Annotated in this window: 9 protein-coding genes; 8 read left to right on the top strand and 1 reads right to left on the bottom strand. The window is 71.9% G+C overall.

Annotation, left to right across the window (positions count from 1 at the left end; all coding sequences use genetic code 11):
* Nucleotides 1-2 precede the first annotated feature (2 nt).
* The 4 genes from ACIQMV_RS07180 (at nucleotide 3) to ACIQMV_RS07165 (ending at nucleotide 6149) form a co-directional block, all read left to right on the top strand.
* Entirely contained in the window at nucleotides 3-1736 is a 1734-nt protein-coding gene (locus ACIQMV_RS07180; RefSeq protein WP_402591764.1) for an ABC transporter transmembrane domain-containing protein, read from the top strand.
* Nucleotides 1733-3517, top strand: a complete 1785-nt coding sequence (locus tag ACIQMV_RS07175) for an ABC transporter ATP-binding protein (protein WP_402591762.1) — start codon at nucleotides 1733-1735, stop codon at nucleotides 3515-3517. Before ACIQMV_RS07180 ends, ACIQMV_RS07175 begins: the two co-directional genes overlap by 4 nt.
* 382 nt (nucleotides 3518-3899) lie before the next feature.
* Nucleotides 3900-5558, top strand: a complete 1659-nt coding sequence (locus tag ACIQMV_RS07170) for a M4 family metallopeptidase (RefSeq protein WP_402591760.1) — start codon at nucleotides 3900-3902, stop codon at nucleotides 5556-5558.
* Nucleotides 5559-5630: 72 nt separating this feature from the next.
* On the top strand, nucleotides 5631-6149 hold the full coding sequence (locus ACIQMV_RS07165) for a DUF1990 domain-containing protein (protein WP_402591758.1): 519 nt from the start codon (nucleotides 5631-5633) through the stop codon (nucleotides 6147-6149).
* A 124-nt stretch (nucleotides 6150-6273) separates the two neighbouring features.
* On the opposite strand, the gene ACIQMV_RS07160 is transcribed toward ACIQMV_RS07165, so the two are convergent.
* Entirely contained in the window at nucleotides 6274-8892 is a 2619-nt protein-coding gene (locus ACIQMV_RS07160; RefSeq protein WP_402591756.1) for a glycosyltransferase family 1 protein, read from the bottom strand.
* A gap of 347 nt (nucleotides 8893-9239) precedes the next feature.
* Here ACIQMV_RS07160 and ACIQMV_RS07155 point away from each other — a divergent pair, with 347 nt between their 5' ends.
* The 4 genes from ACIQMV_RS07155 (at nucleotide 9240) to glgB (ending at nucleotide 17199) form a co-directional block, all read left to right on the top strand.
* Entirely contained in the window at nucleotides 9240-11396 is a 2157-nt protein-coding gene (locus tag ACIQMV_RS07155; RefSeq protein ID WP_402591754.1) for an alpha-1,4-glucan--maltose-1-phosphate maltosyltransferase, read from the top strand.
* Nucleotides 11393-13096 carry a maltose alpha-D-glucosyltransferase gene (gene treS / locus ACIQMV_RS07150; RefSeq protein WP_402591752.1) on the top strand — a complete coding sequence of 568 codons (1704 nt, stop codon included), beginning with the start codon at nucleotides 11393-11395 and terminating at the stop codon, nucleotides 13094-13096. The genes ACIQMV_RS07155 and treS overlap by 4 nt, the downstream gene beginning before the upstream one ends.
* Nucleotides 13097-13211: 115 nt before the next feature.
* Nucleotides 13212-14606 (top strand): maltokinase, encoded by a 1395-nt coding sequence (locus ACIQMV_RS07145; protein ID WP_402591750.1) that lies wholly within the window; start codon nucleotides 13212-13214, stop codon nucleotides 14604-14606.
* Between the two features lie 67 nt (nucleotides 14607-14673).
* Nucleotides 14674-17199 carry a 1,4-alpha-glucan branching enzyme gene (glgB, locus tag ACIQMV_RS07140; RefSeq protein WP_402591748.1) on the top strand — a complete coding sequence of 842 codons (2526 nt, stop codon included), beginning with the start codon at nucleotides 14674-14676 and terminating at the stop codon, nucleotides 17197-17199.
* The last annotated feature ends 115 nt before the right edge of the window (nucleotides 17200-17314 follow it).

Below are 17314 nucleotides of genomic sequence, written 5' to 3'. Positions count from 1 at the left end.
GGATGATCGACTCATACGAGGACCCCGGCGAGCCCGACTGCCGCAGCGGCCCGCACTACCTCTGGTGGCTGGTGACCCGGCAGCCGGGGCGGTCCGTCGCCGGGGCGGTCCTTGGCAGCACATGGATGGTGCTGCTGGCGGCGACGCCCTATCTGATGGCCAAGGCGATCGACGAGGGTCTGGAGCCCGGCGACACAGGTGCGCTGGCCGGGTGGACGACGGTGCTGTTCCTGGTCGGCGCGTTCAACGCCTGGCTGAGCATCATGCGGCACCGCACGATGACCCGGGTGCGGATGGACGCCAACTTCCGCACGGTGAAGGTGGTCGTCCGGCAGGCGGTACGGCTGGGTGCCACGCTGCCCGCACAGGTCGGGGCCGGGGAGGTGGTCACGATCGGGGTGGGCGACGTGCAGACGATCAGCCAGTCCCTGACGGTCGTCGGGCCGGGCGTCGGCGCGGTCGTCGCCTATCTCGTGGTCGCCGGGCTGCTGCTCACGCTCTCGGTACCGCTGGCCGTGGTGGTGCTGCTCGGGGTGCCGCTGCTCGGCGTGATCGTCGGGCCGCTGCTCGGGCGGCTGCAGGGCACGGAGACGGACTACCGCGAGCAACAGGGCGTGCTGACCGCGCGGATCGGCGACCTGGCGGGCGGGCTGCGCGTCCTCAACGGCCTCGGCGGCAAGTCGCTGTTCGCCGACGCCTTCCGCCGGGACTCGCAGGGACTGCGCGCCCAGGGGTATCGGGTCGGGGCGGTGACCAGCTGGATCCAGGCGCTCGGGGTGGGGCTGCCGACGCTGTTCCTCGCCGTGGTGACCTGGCTGGCGGCCCGGATGGCGGCCCAAGGCACCATCAGCATCGGCGAGTTGGTGTCGGTGTACGGGTATGTCGCCGTGCTGGCCGGGTGGCCGGTGTCCTTCCTGATCGAGGGCAGCTACCAGCTCAGCCGGGGCGTGGTCGCCGCCCGCCGAGTCGTACGGCTGCTGCGGCTGGAGCCCGCGCCGGACCTCGGCACCGCGGACGCGCCGGCCGAGCCGTCGCTGTTGCACGATCCGGACTCGGGGGTGCGGGTGCTGCCCGGGCGGCTGACCGCGCTGGCCGCGGCGCGGCCCGCCGACGCCGCCGCCGTCGTCGACCGCCTGGGCCGGTACGCGCCCTCCGAGGCCACCTGGGGCGGCGTACGCCTGGACGGGATCGCCCTGCCGCAGGTCCGCGAGCGGATCCTGGTCGCCGACCACGAGGCGGACCTGTTCGCCGGGCCGCTGCGGCACCTGGTCGTCGGTGGCCGGGAGCCGGACGACATCGACGAGGCAGCGATCACGCGGGCCGTGCACACGGCGGCGGCCGAGGACATCGTGCAGGGCCTGCCGGAGGGGCTCGACTCGGCGATCGACGCGCAGGGACGCAACCTCTCCGGCGGCCAGCGCCAACGCGTACGGCTGGTGCGGGCGCTGCTGGCCGACCCGGAGGTGCTGCTCGCCGTGGAGCCCACCTCCGCGCTGGACGCGCACACCGAGGCGACGGTGGCGGACCGGCTGCGGGCGGCCCGCGAGGGCCGTACGACCGTGGTGACGACCACCTCCCCGCTCGTCCTGGACCGCGCGGACGTGGTGCACTTCCTGATCGACGGCAAGGTCACGGCCACCGGAAGCCACCGGCGGCTGCTGGAGGAGGAGGCCGGCTACCGGGCGCTGGTGGCACGGGACGCGGACGCGGCCGCGGCCGAGGAGGTCGTGCGATGACGAGCCGTCACCTTCCGGTCGCCGAATCCGCCGATGTGCGTCGCGCCGCCGTGCGGCTGGTGCGGGCCGACGCGCGGGCCTTCGCCGGTGTCCTGGCGCTGAACGCGGCGGCGGCCGCAGCGGGACTGGCCGGGCCGTGGCTGCTCGGGCGCATCGTGGACGCGGTGCGGGCCGGGGGTGGGGTCGGTGCCGTGGACCGGATGGCACTGGGCATCCTGCTGTGCTCGCTGGCGCAGCTTCTGCTGGTGCGCTGGGCGCGGTACGTGGGGCACCGGTTCGGGGAGCGGACGCTGGCCCGGGTGCGCGAGGAGTTCGTGGACCGGGCGCTGGCGCTGCCCGCGTCCGTGGTGGAGCGGGCCGGCATCGGCGACCTGACGGCGCGCGGCACGGCCGACGTGGCCACCGCCGGCACCACCCTGCGCGATGCCGGGCCCGAGTTGCTCATCAGCACCGTGCAGGCGCTGTTCGTGCTCGGCGCGGTCTTCGTGCTCGACCCGTTGCTCGGTGCTGTGGGCATCGTGGGCCTGGTGCCCATCTGGTTCGCCCTGCGCTGGTACCTGCGCAGGGCGCGGGCCGGCTACCTCGCCGAGGGCGCGGCCACCTCCGAGGTCGCCGAGATCCTCGCGGCGACGGCGGCGGGCTCGCGCACGGTCGAGGCGTTCCGGCTGGCAGGGGTGCGGACCGCCGCGAGCCGCGACGCGCTGGAGACGTCCCGGCGCACCCGGTTCTACACGCTGTACCTGCGCACGGTGTTCTTCCCTGTGGTGGAAGTGTTCTACGTGCTGCCCGTTGCGGGAGTGCTGCTGGTCGGCGGGGTGCTGCACGCGCACGGGACGGTGAGCCTGGGCGCGGTGGTGGCGGCCGCGCTGTATCTGCGCCAGTTCAGCCAGCCGCTCGACGAGATCCTGATGCGGGTCGAGCAACTGCAGAACAGCGGTGCCTCCTTCGCCCGGGTGGAGGGGCTCGCCCGGGCCCTGGGTTCCGTGCCGAAGGGCGACGGTCCGGCGCCGGCGGGCGACCGCATCGACGTGACCGGGGCGCGCTACGCCTACGAGCGCGGCGGCGAGGTGCTGCGCGGGGTCGACCTGACGGTGCGGCCCGGGGAGCGGCTCGCCGTGGTCGGCCCGTCCGGCGCCGGCAAGACCACGCTGAGCAGGCTGCTGGCCGGAGTCGACGCACCGACCGCGGGCTCGGTGACGGTGGGCGGGGTACCCGTGGCCGGCCTGGAACCGGAGCGGCTGCGCCGCCAGGTCGTCCTGGTCACCCAGGAGCACCACGTGTTCCTCGGCACGGTCCGGGACAACCTGCGCATCGCCGAACCGGCCGCCGGGGACGAGCAGTTGTGGTCGGCCCTCGCGGCCGTCGGCGCCGACACCTGGGTACGGGAACTGCCGGAGAGCCTGGACACCGAGCTGGGCACAGGCACGCACCGCACCGACGGCTCGCAGGCCCAGCAACTCGCCCTCGCCCGCGTGGTGCTGGCGGATCCGCACACCCTGATCCTGGACGAGGCCACGGCGTTGCTCGACCCGGCCACGGCCCGCCACACCGAACGGGCCCTCGCCGCAGTCCTCCGGGGCCGCACGGTCATCGCCATCGCCCACCGCCTCCACACCGCCCATGACGCCGACCGGGTCGCCGTCATGGAGGACGGCCGTCTGACCGAACTGGGCACCCACGACGCCCTGGTGGCGTCCGGCGGGGCGTACGCGGCCCTGTGGCACACCTGGCACGGGAACGGCGCGACACCGTCGGACGAGGGCGGCGACGCGGTCCCGTAGCGGCCACCGCGGGGTTGCCCGCGGTCGCGTGACGGGCCGTCGAACCCTCGGATTTCGGTCGACATCGCGCCCTCCTGCCGGGGTGACCTCTGTATCGATCCGGCCGCCCCGACGGCTGAAAATCGCCCCTCCCGCGGCCCACCCGGCGGCCGGGACCTCGGGCGCAGTCTCCGAGGTCCAAGGCGCATGCGGCGGCCCGTTCATGACGCTGCAACATTTACCGGACAGTCATTTTTCAGCCAACATCACTTCGGGGCGCTGACATGTACGCGTCCTTGGTGCCACTCTTCCTCCACCCGCCGCACGAGCACAGCACCCTCACCCCCCGATCCGGGCCGGCAGCCCCACGCCGTACTGGATCACCCCCACATAAGGAGCTTGTGTGACTCCCCGCTACGCGCGTCACAAGCGCATCACTCTGGCCGTCGCCACCGCCGTCGCCGCCGGAGCCCTCCTCAGCACCGGTCTGACCACCAGTGCCTCGGCCCAGACCACGGCCGAATCCACCGGTGCGGCCCACCTCGCCGCCGCCCCCACCTTCCTGACCAACGCCGCCCGCACCTCGCTGATCCAGCAGGCGCAGACCGACGCCTCCGGGACCGCCCAGGAGATAGGCCTCGGCGCCAAGGAGGAGCTGGTCGTCCGGGACGTCGTCCAGGACGCCGACGGCACGGTGCACACCCGGTACGAGCGCACCTACGCCGGTCTGCCCGTCCTCGGCGGCGACCTGATCGTCCACAGCTCCAAGGCCGGCAAGACCCAGGGCGTGACCAGAGCGAACAAGGCGGCCATCAAGGTCGCCACGCTCACCCCGAAGGTCGCCACCGCCAAGGCCGAGAAGCAGGCCGTGTCCCTGGCCCAGGCCGCCGGCTCGGAGAAGGCCACCGCCGACCAGGCCCCGCGCAAGGTCATCTGGGCGGGCGACGGCACGCCGGTCCTCGCCTACGAGACGGTCGTCGGCGGTCTCCAGGAGGACGGCACCCCGAACCAGCTCCACGTCATCACCGACGCGGCCACCGGCCAGAAGCTCTACGAGTACCAGGGCATCGAGACCGGCACCGGCAAGACCCTGTACTCGGGCACCGTCAGCCTGACCACCACCCTGTCGGGGTCGACGTACCAGCTCTACGACACCACCCGCGGCGGTCACAAGACGAACAACCTGGCCGGCGGCACCTCCGGCACCGGCACCCTGTTCACCAACACCACCGACGTGTGGGGCACCGGCACCGCGTCGAGCTCCGTCAACGACCAGACGGCGGCCGCGGACGCCGCCTACGGCGCCCAGACGACGTGGGACTTCTACAAGAACACCTTCGGCCGCAACGGCATCAAGAACAACGGCGTGGGCGCCTACTCCCGGGTCCACTACGGCAACAACTACGTCAACGCCTTCTGGGACGACAGCTGCTTCTGCATGACCTACGGCGACGGCTCGGGCAACACCCACCCGCTGACCTCGCTGGACGTCGCCGGCCACGAGATGAGCCACGGCGTCACCGCCGCCACCGCCAGGCTGAACTACTCCGGCGAGTCCGGCGGTCTGAACGAGGCCACCTCCGACATCTTCGGCACCGGTGTGGAGTTCTACGCCAACAACGCCTCGGACCCCGGTGACTACCTCATCGGCGAAAAGATCAACATCAACGGCAACGGCACCCCGCTGCGCTACATGGACAAGCCCAGCAAGGACGGCGGCTCCGCCGACTACTGGTCCTCCACCGTGGGCAGCAAGGACGTGCACTACTCGTCCGGCGTCGGGAACCACTTCTTCTACCTCCTCGCGGAGGGCAGCGGCGCGAAGACGATCAACGGCGTCAGCTACAACTCGCCGACGTACAACGGTGCCACGGTCACCGGCATCGGCCGCGCCAAGGCGCTGCAGATCTGGTACAAGGCGCTCACCACGTACATGACGTCGACCACCAACTACAAGGCCGCCCGCACGGCGACCCTGAACGCGGCGTCGGCGCTGTACGGCTCCGGCAGCACCGAGTACAACACGGTCGCGGCGGCCTGGACCGCGGTCAACGTGACCTGATCTCCGGCTCGTTGAACGACGGCGGCCCCCGGGAGGACAGCCCTCCCGGGGGCCGCCCTACGCTTGGGTCGCATGTCGACGGCACATTTCACCTACGAGGAGGTCGGCGCGACCCGCGAGCAGGGTCACTGCCCGCCCGGCTTCCAGCCTCTGCACGTGCGCACCCGCATAGGCGAGGGCGAGGAGGTGTTCCGCCGGGCCTCCGAGGCAGTGATGACGTGGGAGATGCACCGCGCCCTGGGCGTCGGCATCGAGGCGAGCGCCGACCGGGCCGCGCCCGGCGTCGACGTCACCGTCACCCTCGCCGGAGTCGTCAGGGCCCCCTGCCGCGTGGTCTGGACGGAGCAGGAGCCCCGCCGCGCCGGGTGGGCCTACGGCACCCTGCCCGGTCATCCGGAGTGCGGCGAGGAGGCCTTCCTGGTGGACCGCACGGGCGACGGCACCGTCTGGCTCACGGTCACCGCGTTCAGCCGCCCGGCCAAGTGGTACGCCCGAGTGGCCGGCCCGGCCACCCGCGGCCTCCAGCACGCCTACGCCCGCCGCTGCGGCACAACGCTGCGCAAACTGTGCGCCGACATCCCGGAGCCATGACCCGCCCCGCCCACCCCGCAGCGGCACACACCGCCCCATGCACCTCGCCGTGCGGCCCGGGCCGTCGGCTGCCGGGCCCGCCGGCCCCCGAAGGGGCCCCGGGAGCCGGGGCCCGGCGGTCCGGTCAGCGCAGGAGCACCCCCGCCTGCTCGCCGGCCTCCTGCGGCGGGGTGGTCACCAGGCCCAGCTCCGCGTTGGAGGCGAGGAAGCGGTGGGCGGGGAGGATGCGGACCGTGTAGCCGTAGGGGCCGGTGCGGTCCAGGGACAGGGGGCCCTCGTACACCCAGCGGCCGTCTGAGTCGGGGGCGCCGGCGGGTTTCAGCGGGACGGCGGTGGCGTCGGTGATGCGGTCCTCCTCGTCCACCCGGCCCGAGACGGCCTGCACCTCCACATCGTCCGGGCCGAGGCTGCCCAGCCCCACACGCACCCGCAGGCCGAGGGTGGCACCGAGTTCGGCGGTGGCCGTACTGGCCGAGGTCTCCACGTGGTCGACGGTCACCTCGTGCCACGCCGAACGCACCCGCGCCTTCCACACCGCGAGCTCACGCGCCGCATCCGGGCCGAGGGAGCGGTGGGCCTGGGCAGCGGGAGCGTACAGCCGCTCCACGTACTCGCGGACCATGCGGCCCGCCAGCACCTTCGGGCCGAGCAGGGACAGGGTCCGGCGGACCATCTCGATCCACCGCTCGGGCAGCCCGTCCCGGCCGTGCTCGTAGAAGCGGGGCGCGACCCGCTGCTCCAGCAGCTCGTACAGCGCGGCGGCCTCGACGTCGTCGCGGTGGTCCGGGTCGGTGCCCGCCCCGTCCGCCGTCGGGATGGCCCAGCCGAAGTCCGGCTGGAACCACTCGTCCCACCAGCCGTCCAGCACGGACAGGTTCAGACAGCCGTTGAGCGCGGCCTTCATCCCGGAGGTCCCGCACGCCTCCAGCGGCCGCAACGGGTTGTTCAGCCAGACGTCGCAGCCGTGGTAGAGCTTCTGCGCCATCGCCATGCCGTAGTCCGGCAGGAAGACGATCCGGTGACGCACCCGCGGGTCGTCGGCGAAGCGGACGAGCTCCTGGATGAGCCGTTTGCCGCCGTCGTCCGCGGGGTGCGCCTTGCCCGCGACCACGATCTGCACCGGCCGCTCGGGATGCAGCAGCAGGTCCATCAGCCGGTCCCGGTCACGCAGCATCAGCGTCAGCCGCTTGTACGACGGGACCCGGCGCGCGAAGCCGATCGTCAGCACCTCCGGGTCGAGGACGCCGTCGATCCAGCCCAGCTCGGCGGTCCCGGCGCCGCGCTGCCGCCAGGCGGCCCGCAGCCGGGCGCGCACCTCCGTCACCAGTTGCTCGCGCAGTTCGCGGCGCAGCTCCCAGACCTCCAGGTCGGAGATGTCGGCGACGGCGTCCCAGCGGTCGGAGCCGCCCACGGTCAGCGCGTCCTCGGTGCGCTGGGCACCGACCTGCCGGGCGCCGAGCCGGAACACCTCCGGGGCCACCCAGGTCGGGGCGTGCACTCCGTTGGTCACCGAGGTGATCGGCACCTCCTCGGGGTCGAATCCCGGCCACAGTCCGGCGAACATCTCCCGGCTGACCTTCCCGTGCAGCAGCGAGACGCCGTTGGCGCGCTGGGCCAGCCGGAGGCCCATCACCGCCATGTTGAACAGGTTCGGCTCGCCACCGGGGTACGTCTCCATGCCCAGCCGCAGGATCCGCTCGACGTCGATGCGGGGCAGCTCGGCGTCGGGTCCGAAGTGGCGGGCGACCAGCTCCCGGTCGAAGCGGTCGATCCCGGCCGGGACGGGCGTGTGGGTGGTGAAGACCGTCCCCGCGCGCACCGCCTCCAGGCCCGAGTCGAAGTCCAGCCCCCGGTCGCACAGCTCGGCGATGCGCTCCAGGCCGAGGAAGCCCGCGTGGCCCTCGTTGGTGTGGAACACCTCCGGCTCGGGATGGCCCGTGAGCCGGCAGTAGGTCCGCACCGCCCGCACCCCTCCTATGCCCAGCAGCATCTCCTGAAGGAGCCGGTGCTCGCTGCCGCCGCCGTAGAGCCGGTCGGTCACCCCACGCTCGCCGAGGTCGTTCTCCTCGACGTCGGAGTCCAGCATCAGCAGCGGAATCCGGCCGACCTGGGCGACCCAGATCCGGGCGTGCAGGGCCTTGCCGCCGGGCAGCGCCAGCGAGACCCGCGCCGGGGCGCCGTCGGACTCCTTCAGCAGGGTGACGGGCAGCTCGTGGGGATCCAGGACCGGGTAGTGCTCCTGCTGCCAGCCGTCCCGGGACAACGTCTGCCGGAAGTAGCCGTGCCGGTACAGCAGCCCCACCCCGATCAGCGGCACACCGAGGTCGCTGGCCGCCTTCAGATGGTCGCCGGCAAGGATGCCGAGGCCGCCGGAGTACTGCGGCAGCGCGGCCGTGATGCCGAACTCGGGCGAGAAGTAGGCGACCGCGGCGGGCAGGCCCTCGGACCGGTCCTGGTACCAGCGGTCACCGGTCACGTAGTCGCGCAGGTCGTCGGCGGCGGCGGCCAGCCGGCGCAGGAAACGGCGGTCGCCGGCCAGCTCGGTCAGCCGCGCGGCACGCACACTGCCGAGCAGGCGTACGGGGTCGCCGCCCGAGGAGGCCCAGCGCTCGGGGTCGACGGACTGGAAGAGGTCACGGGTCTCGGCGTGCCAGGACCAGCGCAGGTTGCGGGCCAGCTCGCTGAGCGGGCGCAGGGGCTCGGGGAGAACGGGACGGACGGTGAACCGACGGATCGCCTTCACATGCCACCTCGGCGCGTTCGCTGGATGGACGCACTGCGCTGTGCGCCCCGTCACACAAAACCGTACCGGTCCGAGTGCGGGCACCGCTGAGTTCGGACACTGTCCGACATCGACCTGAACAGACCGGTTCGGCCCCCGTGGCGTCCGTGTCCGGACTGGACCGGTCTTGTGTGCGGAGATACGCGCGAGTAGTTAACAAAGTGCCGGATTGCTCACCCGAATAGGGTGGGAAGGCTCCTCCGGTACACCGACAGCAGCACCACACGCAGGACCCCGCAGAACACCCGCAGGACCCACCTCCCCACACACATCCGCCCACACCCTCGTTGACGCGGACAGGAGCGGTCATGCCCGCCACGCACCACTCGGCAACACCACTGACAACCAGCAAGAGCAGCACCGGCGACGCCTCCGGCCGGCCCGGCGCCGACGCGCCGCCGGCCCGCCAGGACGCCGCCCACCGGGATGCCGCCCGGCAGAACCCGCCGGCCCCGGAGCCGTCCCCCGCGGGCGGCACCACGGCCGTCGGCCGGATACCCGTCCTCGACGTCCGCCCGGTCGTCCAGCACGGCCGCAGGCCCGCCAAGGCGGTGACCGGAGAATCGTTCGAGATCTCGGCCACCGTCTTCCGTGAGGGTCACGACGCCGTGGCCGCGAACGTCGTCCTGCGCGATCCACGGGGCCGCCCCGGCCCGTGGACGCCGATGCGCGAGCTGGCGCCCGGCACCGACCGCTGGGGCGCCACCGTGACCGCCGGCGAGCCCGGCCGCTGGACGTACCAGGTGGAGGCCTGGGCGGATCCGGTCACCACCTGGCGCCACCACGCGAAGATCAAGATCCCCGCCGGTCTGGACACGGACCTGGTCCTGGAGGAGGGCGCACGCCTGTACGAGCGCGCCGCCTCCGGAGTGCCCCGGGACGGGGGTGGCCGGGACACCGTCCTGGCCGCCGTGGCGGCGCTGCGGGACGAGAACCGGCCGGCCGCGGACCGGCTGGCGGCGGCGTTGACGCCGGAGGTGGACGCGGTCCTCGCCCGGCATCCGCTGCGGGACCTGGTCACCGCCTCCGCACCGCTCGACCTGCTCGTCGAGCGGGAACGCGCGCTGTACGGGGCCTGGTACGAGTTCTTCCCCCGCTCCGAGGGCACCCCCGAGCAGCCGCACGGCACCTTCCGCACCGCCGCCCGCCGCCTGCCCGCGATCGCCGCCATGGGCTTCGACGTCGTCTACCTGCCCCCCGTCCACCCCATCGGCACCACCTTCCGCAAGGGCCGCAACAACTCCCTGGACGCCGGCCCCGACGACGTCGGCGTGCCCTGGGCCATCGGCTCCCCCGAGGGCGGCCACGACAGCGTCCACCCCGCCCTGGGCACGATCGACGACTTCGACCACTTCGTGACCCGCGCCCGCGAACTGAACCTGGAGATCGCACTGGACTTCGCCCTCCAGTGCTCCCCGGACCACCCCTGGGTGCACAAACACCCCCAATGGTTCCACCACCGCCCCGACGGCACCATCGCCTACGCCGAGAACCCTCCCAAGAAGTACCAGGACATCTACCCCATCGCCTTCGACGCCGACATGGACGGCCTGATCGACGAGACCCTGCGCGTACTGCGGCACTGGATGGACCACGGAATACGGATCTTCCGCGTCGACAACCCGCACACCAAACCCGTCGTCTTCTGGGAACGCGTGATCGCCGGCATCAACGCCACCGACCCCGACGTGATCTTCCTGGCCGAGGCGTTCACCCGCCCCGCGATGATGCACACCCTGGCCCAGACCGGCTTCCAGCAGTCCTACACCTACTTCACCTGGCGCAACACCAAACAGGAACTCACCGAGTACCTGACCGAGCTGTCCGGCGAGGCGGCGGCCTGGATGCGGCCGAACCTCTTCACCAACACCCCCGACATCCTGCACGCCTACCTCCAGCACGGCGGCCGCCCCGCCTTCGAGGTCCGCGCCGTCCTGGCCGCCACCCTCGCCCCCTCCTGGGGCATCTACAGCGGCTACGAACTGTGCGAGAACACCCCGCTCAAACCGGGCAGCGAGGAATACCTCGACTCGGAGAAGTACCAGCTCAAACCCCGCGACTGGACAGCCGCCGCACGCGAGGGCCGCACCATCGCCCCCCTCATCACCAGGCTCAACGACATCCGCCGCCGCAGTCCGGCCCTGCGGCAGCTGCGGGACCTCCACTTCCACGCGACCGACAAGGACGCGGTGATCGCCTACTCGAAGCGGAGCGGATCGAACACGGTTCTGGTGGTCGCCAACCTCGACCCCCACCACACCCAGGAGGCCACGGTCTCGTTGGACATGCCGCAACTCGGCCTGGAATGGCACGAGTCGGTGCCGGTGCGCGACGAGCTGACCGGCGAGACCTACCACTGGGGCAGGGCCAACTATGTGCGTCTCGAGCCGGGCCACCGGCCCGCGCATGTCCTCACCGTCCTGCGACCGTCCACCCCGCAGATCGGAGGGTCACCGACAACATGATCGTCAATGAGCCCGTTCCGGACACCTTCGAAGACACTCCGGCCCAGGACCGGGACCCGGAGTGGTTCAAGCGTGCCGTGTTCTACGAGGTCCTCGTCCGCTCCTTCCAGGACAGCAACGGCGACGGCGTCGGCGACCTGAAGGGCCTGACCGCCAAGCTCGACTATCTCCAGTGGCTCGGCGTCGACTGCCTGTGGCTGCCGCCGTTCTTCAAGTCCCCGCTGAGGGACGGCGGCTACGACGTGTCCGACTACGCCGCCGTGCTCCCGGAGTTCGGCGACCTGGCCGACTTCGTGGAGTTCGTCGACGCCGCCCACCAGCGCGGCATGCGCGTGATCATCGACTTCGTCATGAACCACACCAGCGACCAGCACCCGTGGTTCCAGGAGTCCCGCAAGGATCCCGACGGCCCCTACGGCGACTACTACGTGTGGGCCGACGACGACAAGCAGTACCAGGACGCGCGGATCATCTTCGTCGACACGGAGGCGTCCAACTGGACCTACGATCCGGTCCGCAAGCAGTACTACTGGCACCGGTTCTTCTCCCACCAGCCGGATCTCAACTACGAGAACCCGGCCGTCCAGGAGGAGATGATCTCCGCGCTGAAGTTCTGGCTGGACCTGGGCATCGACGGCTTCCGGCTGGACGCGGTGCCGTACCTGTACCAGCGGGAGGGCACCAACTGCGAGAACCTCCCGGCCACGCACGAGTTCCTCAAGCGGGTGCGCAAGGAGATCGACGCCCAGTACCCGGACAAGGTGCTGCTGGCGGAGGCGAACCAGTGGCCGGAGGACGTCGTCGACTACTTCGGCGACTACACCGCCGGCGGCGACGAGTGCCACATGGCCTTCCACTTCCCCGTCATGCCCCGCATCTTCATGGCGGTCCGCAGGGAAAGCCGCTACCCCGTCTCCGAGATCCTCGCCAAGACCCCCGCCATCCCCGCCACCTGCCAGTGGGGCATCTTCCTGCGCAACCACGACGAGCTCACCCTCGAAATGGTCACCGACGAAGAACGCGACTACATGTGGGCCGAATACGCCAAGGACCCCCGCATGCGCGCCAACATCGGCATCCGCCGCCGCCTCGCCCCCCTCCTCGACAACGACCGCAACCAGATCGAACTCTTCACCGCCCTGCTGCTCTCCCTGCCCGGCAGCCCGATCCTCTACTACGGCGACGAGATCGGCATGGGCGACAACATCTGGCTCGGCGACCGCGACGCCGTACGGACCCCCATGCAGTGGACCCCCGACCGCAACGCCGGCTTCTCCTCCTGCGACCCCGGCCGCCTCTACCTGCCCACGATCATGGACCCCGTCTACGGCTACCAGGTCACCAACGTCGAAGCGTCGATGTCCTCCCCCTCGTCGCTGCTGCACTGGACCCGCCGCATGATCGAGATCCGCAAACAGAACCCCGCCTTCGGACTCGGCTCCTACACCGAACTCCAGTCCTCCAACCCCGCGGTCATCGCGTTCCTACGGGAGTACGAGGACGACCTGGTCCTGTGCGTCCACAACTTCTCCCGCTTCGCCCAGCCCACGGAGCTGGATCTGAGCGCGTTCCACGGACGGCATCCGGTGGAGCTGTTCGGCGGGGTGCGCTTTCCGGCCATCGGGGAGCTGCCGTACCTGCTGACCCTGGCGGGTCACGGCTTCTACTGGTTCCGGCTGCGCAAGGACGCCGCCGTCTAGTGCCCCGACAGGCAACGTTCGCCCCGGGGCGGGGCGGGCGTTTCCTTCGCCCCGCCCGTGGGCACGCGTCAGTCACACCCGACCAGCGATTGGACGCGACGCCATGTCGGAAGCCATGTCGCAAGCCGTCACACGCTCTGTCACCGCCGGCAGCCCCGGTCTCCTCGCGTCACTGGACCCGCTGCTGCGGGAGTGGCTGCCGCGGCAGCGCTGGTTCTCGGGAAAGGGCCGTCCCGTGACGGGCTTCTCGCTGGTCGCCGCCACCGAGATGCTGCCGGGCGACCGGAAGCTGGGCCTGTACCACCTGCTGGTCCGCGCCCACCAGCCGCTTGCACCCGTGCACGGCACGGTCCCGCACCCCGGTGACTGCTACCAGCTGCTCATAGGCGTGCGCGAGGCGCTGCCCCCACGGCTGGCGCCCGCGCTGATCGGCCATGTGCACGAGGGCCCGCTCGCCGGACGCACGGTGTACGACGCCCTGTACGACCCCCGGCCCGCCGAGGTGATCCTGGAGGCACTGCGCACCCGGGCCCGCATCGGCGGGCTGCGTTTCGAACGGCGGGACGAGATACGCCCCGACCTGGTTCCCCGCGTGGTCACCGCCGAGCAGTCCAACTCGTCGGTGGTCTACGGCGACACGTTCATCCTGAAACTGCTGCGAAGGGTGCTGCCCGGCGTCAACCCCGACCTGGAACTGCCGCTGGCCCTGGCCGAGGAGGGCTGCTCGCGGGTGCCGCCGCCGACGGCGTGGATGACGGCGGAGCTGGACGGCGAGTCGTACGTGCTCGGGGTGCTCCAGCCCTTCGTGCAGGGCGCCTCGGACGGCTGGGAGCTGGCACTGCGCGAACTGGCCAAGGGCGAGGACTTCGGCGCCGAGGCGCGGGCGCTGGGCCGCGCCACCGCCGAGGTGCACACCGCGCTGGCCCACGCACTGCCCACGGTCACACTCGGCCACATGCAGCTCGAGATCCTGGTGAACGGCATGACCGAGCGTCTGGAGTCGGCCGCGCAGGCGGTGCCCGCGCTCGGCCCGCACGTCCCCGGTCTGCGCTCCGCGTTCGAGGCGCTGGCCGATCTGGCGGCCGAGGGCCACACCTGGACCGCGCAGCGCATCCACGGCGACCTCCACCTCGGGCAGTGCCTGCGCTCCGCCTCCGGACAGTGGTGGCTGATCGACTTCGAGGGCGAGCCGGCGAAACCGCTGGCCGAGCGGCGGATGGCTCAGCCCGTGGTGCGGGATGTGGCCGGGATGCTGCGCTCCTTCGACTACGCGGCGCACTCGGCCGGCGGCCCGCCGGCACCGGAGTGGGCCGAGGCCTGCCGCGCCGCGTACTGCACCGGATACGCCGAGGTCAGCGGCAGCGACCCGCGCACCGACCCCGTCCTGCTGCGCGCCTACGAGACGGACAAGGCGATCTACGAGGTGCTCTACGAGGCCCGGCACCGCCCCGACTGGCTCCCGGTACCGATGTCCGCGGTACACCGCCTGGCCGCTCCGGACACGGCCTGACCCCCTTCCCCTGTCCCCCCGTCTCCCCCGTCCACCGCATCCGACCTGCGCCGAGGAGGCACCACCCGTGACCCCCCGCACCCCGTCCAGCGGTTCTGATCCGAAGAACACGGCCGAGGCCGCGGGCCACGACCGGCCGGCACCGGCGAAGAAGGCAGCCACGAAGAAGGCCACGGCCAAGAAGGCGGTGGCGAAGAAGGCAGTGGCGAAGAAGACCGCCGCGAAGACGACGGCCGCGAAGGCCACGGCCACCGGGGCCGCCGCCGGGAAGACCGCCAAGAAGGCGGCAACGGCGGTGAAGAAGAAACCGGCCACGAAGGCAGCCGCCCGACCTGCGGCGCCGCAGCCCGTGGCACAGGCACCCGTGGCACCGGAGCCGGCGGCCGCCCGGCGCCCGGAGGACCCCGCTCCGGTCGCCGTCGGGGCCGGCGACCGGGAGCGGTTGCTCGCGGGGACGCATCACGATCCGCATTCCGTGCTCGGCGCGCACCCGGTACCCGGTGGGGTCGCCTTCCGGGTGTTCCGGCCGTACGCGCTGGGCGTGACCGTGGTCGCCGGGGAGCAGCGGGCCGGGCTCCGCGACGACGGGGAGGGGTTCTTCTCGGGCCTGCTGCCGCTGCCGGAGGTGCCCGCGTACCGGCTGGAGGTGGAGTACGCGGGGACGGTGCAGCACACCGAGGACGCCTACGGCTTCCTGCCCACGCTGGGCGAGTTCGATCTGCACCTGATCGGCGAGGGCCGGCACGAGCAGCTGTGGCAGGCGCTCGGGGCGCATCCGACGACCCACGGGGGCGTGACCGGCACCCGGTTCGCGGTGTGGGCGCCCAATGCCCGGGGGGTGCGCGTCGCCGGTGGCTTCAACTTCTGGGACGGCACCGGGTATCCGATGCGCTCGCTCGGCGCCTCGGGTGTGTGGGAGCTGTTCGTGCCCGGGATCGGCGAGGGCGAGCTGTACAAGTTCGAGATCACCCGGCCGGACGGGTCCAGGACACTGCGCGCCGACCCGCTGGCCCGCCGTACCGAGGTGCCGCCTGCCACGTCGTCCATCGTCCACGCCTCGCACCACGAGTGGTCCGACGCGGAGTGGATGTCCCGCCGTCCCCAACGCCCGGCGCACGAGGCCCCGTTCTCGGTGTACGAGCTGCACCTGCCGTCCTGGAGGCCGGGTCTGACGTATCGCCAGCTCGCCGAGCAGCTACCGGCGTACGTCAAGGACCTCGGCTTCACCCATGTGGAGCTGATGCCGGTCGCCGAGCATCCCTTCGGCGGCTCCTGGGGCTACCAGGTCACCGGCTTCTACGCGCCCACCGCGCGTCTGGGCACCCCGGACGACTTCAAGTTCCTGGTCGACGCCCTGCACCAGGCGGGCATCGGTGTCCTGATGGACTGGGTGCCGGCGCACTTCCCGCGCGACGAGTGGGCCCTGGCCGAGTTCGACGGCCGGCCCCTGTACGAGCACGCGGACCCGCTGCGGGCCGCGCATCCGGACTGGGGCACCCTGGAGTTCGACTTCGGCCGCCGCGAGGTGCGCAACTTCCTCGTCGCCAACGCCCTTTACTGGTGCGAGGAGTTCCACATCGACGGCCTGCGGGTGGACGCGGTCGCCTCCATGCTGTATCTGGACTACTCGCGCGAGCCGGGCCAGTGGACGCCGAACGAGCACGGCGGCCGGGAGAACCTGGACGCCGTGGCGTTCCTCCAGGAGATGAACGCGACCGTGTACCGCAGGGTGCCGGGCGTGGTCACCGTCGCCGAGGAGTCCACGGCCTGGGACGGCGTGACCCGCGCGACCCACCACCGGGGCCCGAGCGGCTTCGGCGGCCTGGGGTTCGGGCTGAAGTGGAACATGGGCTGGATGCACGACTCGCTCCAGTACATGAGCCACGATCCCGTCCACCGCACGTTCCACCACGGTGAGATGACGTTCTCGATGGTGTACGCCTACAGCGAGAACTACGTGCTGCCGATCTCGCACGACGAGGTGGTGCACGGCAAGCGTTCGCTGGTGTCGAAGATGCCCGGCGACTGGTGGCAGCAGCGGGCGAACCTGCGCGCCTACCTGGGCTTCATGTGGTCCCACCCGGGCAAGCAACTGCTGTTCATGGGGCAGGAGTTCGCGCAGGGCGCCGAGTGGTCGGAGACCCGCGGCCCGGACTGGTGGCTGCTCGACCCGAACTACGGTGCCGCGGCCGACCACCGGGGGGTGCTGGACCTGGTCCGCGACCTCAACACCGTCTACCGGGCCACGCCCGCCCTGTGGGCGCGCGACGTCCACCCCGACGGCTTCCAGTGGATCACCGGGGACGAGGCGGACGACAACGTCTTCGCCTTCCTGCGCCATGACACCGACGGCACCCCGCTGCTGGCGGTGTCCCACTTCGCCCCGGTCGTCCGCCCCGACTACCGCGTCGGCGTCCCCGACGACGTGCCCGCCTGGCGGGAGGTCCTCAACACCGACGCGGCCCGCTACGGCGGCAGCGACGTCGTCCACCCCGACCCGCTCAAACCGGAACCCCAGGGGCGGCACGGCCGCCCGGCGAGCATCCGCCTGACGCTGCCGCCTCTGGCGACGGTGTGGCTGCGACCGGCATGAAGATTCCTCCGGCATCGGGAAGAGCCGGGCCGACTGCAACCAGCCCGTCCGCGTTCGAGGACGAGGCCGTCCGGGCCGAAGCGGGGGTCCGGGGGCGGCAGCCCCCGGGACAGTC

It is taken from the genome of Streptomyces sp. NPDC091412 (assembly GCF_044756885.1).
GTDB lineage: Bacteria > Actinomycetota > Actinomycetes > Streptomycetales > Streptomycetaceae > Streptomyces.
Note: the sequence above shows the minus strand (reverse complement) of the source record. Positions and strands in the feature narration are given on the sequence as shown.